The organism is Flavobacteriales bacterium, assembly GCA_013214975.1.
Taxonomy (GTDB): domain Bacteria; phylum Bacteroidota; class Bacteroidia; order DT-38; family DT-38; genus DT-38.
The window spans coordinates 1-10084 of the sequence record JABSPR010000046.1 but is presented as its reverse complement, the minus strand read 5'-3'; the positions used below and the strand labels follow the sequence as shown (position 1 = coordinate 10084).

General features: G+C 35.3%; 10 protein-coding genes. 4 read left to right on the top strand and 6 right to left on the bottom strand.

What is annotated here, in order from left to right:
• Together HRT72_02765 and HRT72_02760 are read right to left on the bottom strand one after the other, a co-directional pair.
• Positions 1 to 1373, bottom strand: a 1373-nt coding sequence (locus HRT72_02765; GenBank protein ID NQY66633.1) for a hypothetical protein, incomplete at its 3' end; no start/stop codon positions are given.
• Between the two features lie 84 nt (positions 1374 to 1457).
• Entirely contained in the window at positions 1458 to 2690 is a 1233-nt protein-coding gene (locus tag HRT72_02760; protein NQY66632.1) for an MFS transporter, read from the bottom strand.
• 234 nt (positions 2691 to 2924) lie between these two features.
• On the opposite strand from HRT72_02760, the gene HRT72_02755 reads away from it, so the two are divergent.
• The gene (locus HRT72_02755; protein ID NQY66631.1) at positions 2925 to 3233 is read left to right on the top strand and encodes a hypothetical protein; all 309 of its coding nucleotides are present in this window, start codon (positions 2925 to 2927) and stop codon (positions 3231 to 3233) included.
• Here the strand turns inward: HRT72_02755 and HRT72_02750 are convergent.
• Positions 3230 to 5716, bottom strand: a complete 2487-nt coding sequence (locus tag HRT72_02750) for an aminotransferase class I/II-fold pyridoxal phosphate-dependent enzyme (protein ID NQY66630.1) — start codon at positions 5714 to 5716, stop codon at positions 3230 to 3232. The two genes, HRT72_02755 and HRT72_02750, sit on opposite strands and share 4 nt — an antisense overlap.
• A 22-nt stretch (positions 5717 to 5738) precedes the next feature.
• On the opposite strand from HRT72_02750, the gene HRT72_02745 reads away from it, so the two are divergent.
• Positions 5739 to 6134: a hypothetical protein gene (locus HRT72_02745; protein NQY66629.1), complete on the top strand. Its 396-nt coding sequence runs from the start codon at positions 5739 to 5741 to the stop codon at positions 6132 to 6134.
• A 1-nt stretch (position 6135) separates the two neighbouring features.
• Here HRT72_02745 and HRT72_02740 read toward each other — a convergent pair whose 3' ends face one another.
• Positions 6136 to 7032, bottom strand: a complete 897-nt coding sequence (locus HRT72_02740; protein ID NQY66628.1) for a hypothetical protein — start codon at positions 7030 to 7032, stop codon at positions 6136 to 6138.
• A 308-nt stretch (positions 7033 to 7340) separates the two neighbouring features.
• Between HRT72_02740 and HRT72_02735 the strand changes: the two genes are divergently transcribed.
• Complete coding sequence (locus HRT72_02735) at positions 7341 to 7817, top strand: response regulator transcription factor (GenBank protein NQY66627.1); 477 nt, start codon at positions 7341 to 7343, stop codon at positions 7815 to 7817.
• 27 nt (positions 7818 to 7844) lie between these two features.
• On the opposite strand, the gene HRT72_02730 is transcribed toward HRT72_02735, so the two are convergent.
• Complete coding sequence (locus tag HRT72_02730) at positions 7845 to 8303, bottom strand: DUF861 domain-containing protein (GenBank protein ID NQY66626.1); 459 nt, start codon at positions 8301 to 8303, stop codon at positions 7845 to 7847.
• Positions 8304 to 8443: 140 nt separating this feature from the next.
• On the bottom strand, positions 8444 to 9178 hold the full coding sequence (locus tag HRT72_02725) for a T9SS type A sorting domain-containing protein (protein ID NQY66625.1): 735 nt from the start codon (positions 9176 to 9178) through the stop codon (positions 8444 to 8446).
• 292 nt (positions 9179 to 9470) lie between these two features.
• Between HRT72_02725 and HRT72_02720 the strand changes: the two genes are divergently transcribed.
• Positions 9471 to 10084 (top strand): carboxypeptidase-like regulatory domain-containing protein (locus HRT72_02720; GenBank protein NQY66624.1); only part of this gene is annotated, 614 nt, incomplete at its 3' end.

Here is a 10084-nt window from a genome sequence, read left to right as displayed (position 1 = left end):
GGTTCCGCTTTAACCCATAAAGGCATCGAATTCCTTCCACCCATAGCTTCGTAAATATCCCAGTATGCACTACCGGTATTAAAAGCAGCTCTTTTAATTGCATCTCTTGTTTTAACAAGGAAAGGATGTGTTACCCAATCCACTCCCTCTTTAATCGACATATCCGAAGGACCAATAATTATTACCGATGCCTTAGGGTTCAGTTTTTTCAGGTATCTGATATTACTCTCAAAACGCGTTCCATAAGAAGCACACGCCTTCTCTGTCTTCATGTTGTAAAGTGCATTCCCTCCAAACTGAAGTATTAAGAGTTGAATATTATTCATGTCGTAGAAGGAAGAGAGGGAAGCGGTGCTTACCTTATTAAATCCTGTACCCCCAGCTCCTCTTAGAGGAATATTATCTACCCAGACACCCGGTTTTCCTTCTATAGAAAAAGCCAATAATTCTGGAAAATGGTTAACCGCACTGAACTTTAGATCTAACGTTTTCAAATCTGCATTTTGAATTTCCCAATCCAATACATCTTGCTCCATTGGATTAATCGTGTCATTAAAAACGATAGCAGTATCTTCTTTTATCTGGAGTACAAAAGGCTGCTTTGTTTTATTAAAATAGATTTTTAACCGACGCCAATCTTTTACATTTCGAGCTGCTATTCTGGATTTACTAAGTTTAATTTCAGCTGTGAATGCAGTATCTCTTCTTTGTCCATCAGCGTCTAAAATGGCCAAAGAATCTTCTGGAGTAAAGATGGAAATGAAGTTTAACATCGGACCATAATTCCCATGCTTTATCCTTTTATCCATTATCATGTAACGCCTAAATACTTCCCAGTTATCGTCGTATTCTTGTTTCGCTAATAATGTATTCGCCAAAGACTTTGGTGCAATCAACCCGGGTCCAGATCCGCCAAACTCACTTTGTAATTTCTTCCGTAGATAGCCCGTAATTCTATCACCTTCAATTTGAGAATCCCCGTAGTGTAGAATACGAATCGATTTTTTTGAAGCTTGCCCAAGTGCTTTAAAGAACGGGAACAATATCTTATGTCCTTCCTTTGGATAATGTATTTGAAGCTGTCTTCTTCTAATGGAATCAGATCTACGTAATCGATTAACCGAATCTAACTTCGCCTGTAATCCATCATCAATTTGCACCGAATCGGGAGCTACGATTTCATTTATTATCGACGCCTGACTTACAACTGGAAGGGCTTCTTCTGTATCCAATTTTAATACTTCAGCCAAGTTTGGCAGATATAACTTTTGACCAAATCCCACCGGTAAACCATCCGAAGGAAAGACAGATAATACTGCTGTTGATATTAATATCAGCCCAAGAAAAAATAGTATGATATCCCTTATTTTCAATTAACTACGTTTGGTAGTGCAAGTATAAGGAAATGTGCTGTGTAAGTCTGTGGATCTACCGTCAATAGTTATGTGTGCAAACTATCAATCCTTAATAATCTTCGTGCTAAATAAACCTAATATTAGTCCGACAAAAGGAAGACATGATACAAAGTGAAATAAATGTTCTCCGATTATCGTGTATATAATCGCCGACAGAACAGGGAATAGCGCCAAGCTAAATGAGCTAATAGATTCGCTTACCCCCAATGTTTCTCCTTTATGGGAATTGTTTGCATGAATTGCTATCAATGCATTAAAGGTTGGAAAGCAAAGCGATAAACCTAAATTCATTACATAATAGTAAGCAAAGAAATAGTAGAGATTACTTGTCATGGTAATACTAAACAGCCCAATGGTAACAAGCAATAAGCCAAGTATTAAGGTTTTAAACTCGCCCAATCTTTTAATAAATACCTTCGAAACAAATGCTTGATTAAATGCCAAAAATAATCCCACAACTAACATAAACATACCTAACTCTTTTTCATCAAAGCCAAATGTGTCTATAATAAACAAAGCAATAGAACCAATGTATGTTCCCATCATTGCGGTAAATAGCAACTTCATAACAAACAAGACCTTAATCTGCTTGTCGGGGTTAATTACCTTCATCCGCTTCGAAATATTAAACAAGCCCAATATGCTTTCCCCATTTGCTTTGACCCTTTTCTCCACCGGCAGAGATTCTTTTAACCATGCAAAAATGGAAATCAAAGTAATTACTGAAATGAATATTGCAGTGAGTATTGTTCCTGCATGTCCGAGTTCTCGAGATGCCGTGAAGCCACCTATTCCAGGACCAAGCATCATCGCTACTCCCGTTATTCCACCGATGTAGCCAAAGATATATAACTTTTCTTTTCTGGTTGTTATATCTGCAACATAGGCATTTGCAACAGACGTATTGCCTCCAGTAAGCCCATCCAAAATTCTGGATACTCCAATTATCCATAAGGGGAGCATCGTTCCCCATAGTTCATATTTAGGACTGTAGAGTGCACCAAGAAAGATGAACCAACTTAATAAAGTACCAACATGACTAATAAGCAAAACCGGTTTACGACCTAGCCTGTCCGACATTGCCCCCAAAACAGGAGACCCTATAAATTGAAAGATGGAGTATAGAGAAATAAACAAACCAAAAACCCATTTGGGTGCTCCATTTCCAAGTATGATAAATGGAAGTATAGGCATTAGAACTGTTGTGCCTAAAGAATTGGCAAAATTCAAAAGGTATGCCGGAAAAAACTTTCTATGTATATAACTTAAACCCATCTACCATAATTACTCTAATCCTCAACACTATAGAATAATACTTAATTTTTAATCTAATTATTACGCACTAATACGTAACTATTCATATTACCTTCGCGGTTACCAAACATTAATGACCAAGTGCCGTATAGCTGGCTACCAGATATGAAAATATCAAAATTTTCAATTCAAATTATCGAAGAAATAAGTTTAACCAAACAAGCTGATGTCTAATTGAATTAAGAATATAATAAGATGAAACAAGAACTCAGGGCTCTAGATTGCGAGCTGAAGAAAATTAAAGGATTAAGAAAAGATATTGACAAAGCGTTTACAGTTGATCCTGTGAAAAATAAAGTTTATTCAAGAATGATTAAACGATCTGAATTAAGAATAAATGTTTACAAACTCCAAATAGAAACAGGCGAGGTATACATTGATAATGAATGCTATGAAAAATCTATGAATGAAATTAGACGAGAAAAGAATGCAATAAATCTCTTGGAACACATCCTGTTAAGCCATGACGAATTTAATGCGATAAAATCTCTTGAGATTGGTTAATTAGCGGCTTGGCCTACATTATTCATCTCCAAAACTTCCATATTGTAACTATCTTGTAATTGAACGAATACTGATTTGGGAATAGCTCTGGCTCCAATTCTCCTCTTCTCTACGCTTGCGGTTATACCATAAAACACTTTTCTAACTCCCAAATAGCTTGCTCTTTTAGCAATTTGATAAACAGCTTGCTTATAGTTTTTATGAGAAAATTTATAGGAATAGTCTAGTCCTATTAATAAAGGTGTATAAGTGTTCTTTGTTTTATAACAAAAGACAACAGCGATTGGATGTTTATCACTCCCTTTTGGGTATTCGCTTTCCTTCAAACTCAACTCTATCATCTCCCACCCATTATCCTCATTCATATTTATAAAGGTCTTAAAAGGCAAATCGAATGTGTTGATAATGTAGCTTCCTTCCTTTACATTTTGATAAAGCTTGTAATATTCTTTCAACTTAACCTCAGGAACACTTTTTTTTATCTTGATTTCATATTTCTCCTCATAGTTAAAAGTATCTTGGCGCAGTTGTTGCCTTTTTTTCTTTTTAAGGGGTTGTAACAATTCTTCTTTTGTTTGCCAATTTAAATTGGTTAACTCATGAGAATAATCCGGCAAATCTGTTTTAATAAAACCACTTGCAATAAATAAATCTGACAATTCCTGGTCATCCTTATCAAAATCTCTTAAATAAATGGCATTGACCTTCGTTTTCTCTTGCAGGTCGACCAATTCGTTATACAAAACAAGAAAAGCTTCTTGCCAATAATTACTTGTTCTATCTAGATAAAGATGTTCACCTTCTGTCAATAAACATCCCATCATTAACGACTCTGTACACAATAAATATGGGTCCATTTTTCTGTAATCTTCTAATTCCTCTGATATTACCGAAGGCTTAAAAATATCATCTTTACAAAGGCATTTTGTGAAAAAAGTCGCGAGTATATAATCATCGTTAATATCCTTAATAAGAAAATAATAGAAGTCCCAGTTATTCTCTTTCTTTGGATTATCTGTAAATGTTTTCTCTAAAAAAACCAATCCATCCCAATCAAACGAACCATTATTTCCTAAAAGGCTATTCCAGATTGTTTTATCAATATCCTTTATTGATCTATACCTCTCCAAAGTTAATTCTCCTGCTTTTTCTGAGGTTTGATCTAATTTGCTTTCTACCGTACTTTCAATTTTAAAGAACTTATCTACGTTTTCCACCTTTACACCTTCCTCTTTTAATGCAATGGGATATAAATCAGCTAACAGATTCAAAACTTCGCTCATCTGATTTTTATCGTGATGCACATTAACGCAAATACGAAGACCTGCATTCTTGGCAGAAACAGCCGGAAACTGTGTTGGAGTGATATAAAAGCCCTTATCTATTAATTTCTTTGTTAGATTATAACTCACCTTGGGCATGCTGGTGGCCAAATAGAATATTGGCGAACTATTTCTTGAGATCTCTTTCAAATTGAGCTCTGATACCTTAGCTGAAAAGAAATCTATTTTACTTTTGAGATCTTGCTGAAGATTTCTCAACTCCGAAGACAAATGAAGTTTTGCTGAAGCAATTGCAATTCCAAGCATTGGAGGAGCAATAGGTGTCGTAAATATTAACGTTGGCCCACTTGTCCTGATTCTATTATACCAACGATCGTTTGGTAAAACTATTACCCCTCCGGTGGCAGCATAGGCTTTGCTCAATGAAGATACTAGGACCATCTGACTGTGAAGATTGACTTGATCTAAAATGTACCCTTTCCCATGTAAGCCAGCCCAACTCATCCCATGGGCATCATCTACATACCAATGGAATTGATCATACTTATTCATCAATACTTCCAACTGTCTAGCAGGAGCATAATCTCCGTACATGGAATATACACCATCCGATAGATACCATACTTTCTCGTGACCAACCTTTAGTTTTAAAAACTTTTCCTCTATCTGGTCACATCTACTATGTCTTACAAGCTCAACATTTACACCTCTTTCTTTAAGTAGTTTTACAGTAGTTTGGATGCTCGCATGAGCATGTTGATCCATAATGACAGCATCGTTATCGCTTATTAAAGCAGGTAAAGCAGCTTGATGCGCCAAAGTTGTACTAGGAAGAACAATCGTTTTAGCTTCAAATATTTTAGCCAACAGATCCTCTAATTGATCATATAAATCTAATGAAATAAATGCCCTTGAAAAGCCAAATTGAGTTCCATAACTATCTAAAACTTCCTTACAACCATCTATTAATTTCGAATTATTTTCTAATCCTAAATATCCGTATGACGAGAATCCGACTAACGACTTTTGTTCTATTTTAACATGGTTTGAATTCCTTTTCCCTAAGGCAGTTAAATGTAAAACGCCATTTTTTACTCCATTGTTAATGTTCTCTTGTATTGAATCAATAATCTGGCTGTATTTGGTCATCCTTTCTTTGTTGTTTTGGTTTGTAACAAATATTTTTACTTTATCGTACACTTACTTAAAGAAAATCGAATTCATGGAAATAAGCAAAAAACAGTTTGAGACAGAGTATCTTAAAATTTGGATTGAGAAAGGAATTATTCATACTACTTATACGCCAGATTTAGTTGTTTCCTTGGAAATTGCCAAGAAAATTGTTGCGGATAGAATCGCCTATACTGGAGGTCATTTGTATCCTGGCTTAGTAGATATTCGAAATATCAAGAGCGTAGATTATGGCGCTATGAAATATTGGGCTACCGAAGAATCTTACAGTTCTTTGAGCTCGATAGCTGTATTTTCGGATAAACGACTAAGCAAAATATTTTTCAATTTTTGGCTCAAGGTTGATAAGCCTTATAGGCCAACTAAATATTTTAATGACAAGGAGTCTGCCTACTTATTTTTACAACCAAATAAGTTTCTCAACTAAATTATTCCTCGTTCAAAAGGACATCCAGCTTTTCCAATATCCTAGATTGAAACCCCCCAAGCGCTTTCACGTCCTTCTTAATTTCTTTAATCTCGACAAGTATTCTCTGCCTGTCTTCGGTCTTGTTTATATTTCTTTTGATTTGGGCATGGAGCCTATCTAGGCTAGCCAGAATATACTCCCGATTTTTAATCGTTTTTTGATTGTACAACAAGGTAGAATGTGACTCTACTTTATACCAGTATCCATCTTTCTCTCCTCTATCAAAGGTGAAGCTACCGTTCGTAACTTTAAGAACAAACCTAGCATCAGTATTGGGAATGTACTTTCTAGATATTCCAAACCCCGACTGACGTACATTATAATCAATTCCAAAATTGTTGTTAATCGCCTTCATCTCAAAGAATGATTTAATCGGCTTGTCAACAACATCATTATGAGCGAGATTAAATTTCCTTTGGAGGGCTGTATTCGAGTCTACAACATTGCCATTTACATCTACTATCAGATAGAGGTCTTGGAACGAATTAATAATTTCTTTTCCCTGAGATACTAGAAATTTTTCTTCTAATCTTTCTCGCATCAAGTTATAACTGAGAGCCATATAATCAAGATGGTCCATTTCTCCCCCTACAACAAGTTCCTTGCTGAAATCTAAATCGGCAACGGATGCCATTGCATCCGTTAACATGTCTAACCTATCGTTGCTATCTATTTCTAACTTCTTGTGATTATAAATACTCGTATCCAGCATTATAAACTGCTCAAACAAATCATCATATTCATCCTTCAGAACATACTTAAGGGTTGGATCTCGAGCAAATTTTACATTTAAATCCGCCATTAACTCATGAATCTGCTCAAATTCATTATTAAACCTATTACCACTCTTCGCCATTTTATTATTCCTTCTTAATATAACATTACTCCAACTAAAGATGTTAAAGTGGCAAACAAGTCAGTCACTAATACCATCTAATCAGCCAATTACGTTAATTTAATAAAAATGTTTCAATATTCCCGACCTTTTAATCTTAATTAGAAAATATTTTTGTTTATATATTTTCCTTAAATTCTATATTTTAAGGCATTATCGAAAGAAAGGCTAATCTCTTTTTTACGAAAAAATACCGATTAACCTTTATGAGAGAACAACGTAATTTGTATATGCCGTAAAAGATATAAATTAGTGTTACATATCATTTAATGAAACATTTAAAAATCTCACAACAAGTTTTAGTAGTCGACAACAATCCGGTGTCAAGAAAGAAGCTTGTGAATGTTTTAAATAAAATTGAACTCTTTAACGATATAATAGAAGTGGGTGATGGTATCGCCGCACTTGTTGAGCTTCAAAAAGAAACTCCTAGATTAATTATTACCTGTATAGCAATGCCAAGGATGGATGGTATTGAACTAATAGAGCATGTGAAAGGAAGAAATCCTTTTATTAAAATAATTATACACTCTCAACTAAGAGACAAGAAAAATATTATTGAAGCTATGAGCAGTGGTGCCAATGGGTTTATTTGCAAAGGAGACTCTTCCCAAACAATAATAACTGGAATAAGACAAGTATTGAATAATGAATGGTTTCTTAGTCCAAACGCGATCAAATCATTCAACAATAACTTAACCAAGGTGAGGTTAAAACATAATCAACAGTCATTTTCTCAGAATTAGTTACACCAAGAATCTTTTTATATTAAGTTATTCTAGCGCCCCGCCTTCTCTACTATAAATAACCCATATTTTGGTATAGCCTTGTGTATCCCAAGTACCTTTCCATTCTTTTGCAAGAGTAGCGCATTCTCCTTCCCCAACTACTAAAACAGTTCCATCTTCAGATGTTAATGTTACTCCACCCGAAATAAAATACATCATTTCATCCGTACCATATTCGTGGTCTAAATACTCTAGTTTCCCTGCAGGGGCTGTTGTCATTCCAACTGCAAATTTTTTGTCAGAACTATATAATTGATAAAAGTCAACCATCTTTCTTCCTAGTTCATCCTTGTATTTTTCAACGTCTTTGCTGTCAAAGACCGTTCCTGCTATTTGCTCTTTAGTAAGTTTTGATGGATGTTTAGTATCTGTAGCCGAAGATCCTTGTGCGAGAGAGCTAAGAGAAAAAACCAATATTATTATTGAGGTAAGTAATGTTTTCATGTTTGAGTATTTATAGAATGATTTAAAAATAATTGCTTCTTAATCAAAGCTAATAATTAAATTAAAGGAATCGGAAGACAAGGGATGGATATGGAATTAAATCTCCTTCTCCAGCCACTTCATTAAACTCAAAACAGAAATTATTTTATATAGATTCTATCTGAGGACTCCTCATTACCAGAGGTAACCCTAACTAAATAAAGTCCTTCCTCTTCATTTAATTGAATCTGAGTAACCGACTTCGAAAGGTGTGAACTATGTATGAGTTGACCTGTCGCCGAATAAACAGAAACCTCACCTAAGCTTTCATTATCACCCAATCTAATATTGATTGCATTATCAAAACTATAGACCGATCTGTTTGAAACGTAATCATTTTCTATTGAAGTAGGTATACAACTCCCCGTAGTTTGACCAGCATCTATTGACGTGTTCGCGCAAGTTTCGTAAGCAAATCCATGAATGATTAGTTGCTTATAGTCAAAGGGAATTGTAAGACTTATCCAGCCAAAATGCTGGTTCCCATTCACATTAAACTTAACACCAACATATTTATTAGAACTGCCTTTCCAATACCCATAACTGCCATACCCAGATACTCCTAAGTTATAATAATTCGTAAGCTGTGAGGCACCAATGCTAAGACAATACGTCCCAGGGTTATCTGTCTGACCCCAAACTGTTACATCTGTATCATTAATTGCTACACCAGAATTAATTGCAAGTACGAAATTGAAATTTGCATTTATTGCGAAATACCCGTTAGATGACAATTGATGCAATCCAACACCATATTGTGTCCAAGGTTGAACATAAGAATATAAACAAGGTGCGACCATACCCACATTGATATTAATGCTAAAGTCGTCTACCAAATCTCCATTTAAGTCTATCCCGAAAGTCTCACCACTAGTGTTTAAAGTAACATCAGGATTAACATCTGTATAAACTACATCTGCATAAGAATAAGATAGGAGCAGTAATAAGCGCTGTAGCTACCAAAGAATAATGCCTTAATCTGTTGTCGGTTCTTTTCATGGAGGTTTGGCTTTTATCTATTAATACTCTGCGTACTAATATAAATACACCACGAAGGTGATAAAGTCTAATTTAAAAATATCAGTTTATCTTTGGCAAAATTTTCTGCTTCAATCAATTAATCAAGAAATGAGAAATATTTATTCAACTGTCCTTTTAGTTACCGCGGTTCTAATTTTCGCATCTATACACAGCAATATAATTCAAGCACAATCCGATTCAAGCAAAGAAACTGCTGAAACTAACAGAGCCGATTTATCAATCACCCAAAGAATAAGAGGCTCGGTTAAGGACAAAGAATCAAAATTCGAATTAGTTGGTGCTACCGTTGCCATTTACACAGACTCCATTCTATTAAAAGGAGTAGCAACAGATGTTGCCGGCATATTTAAAATTACCGATGTCCCAATTGGTAGATACAATGTGGTTATTAAATCTCTGGGTTATACCGATGTAGTTATTACCAATGTAATTGTAAACTCTGCGAAGGAAGTTTTATTTAATGTAGAGATGGAGGAGTCGATGATAACTATGGAGGATGTAGTTATTTCTGGTAACAAGCTTCAGGGGGAAGCATCAAACCAAATGGCCACGGTAAGTGCCCGAACATTTTCGGTTGAAGAAACGGAACGTTACGCTGGAAGCAGAGGAGACCCTGCGCGAATGGCTTCTAACTTTGCGGGAGTACAAGGGGCGGATGATTCTCGAAATGATATTGTGGTTAGGGGTAACTCTCCTTTAGG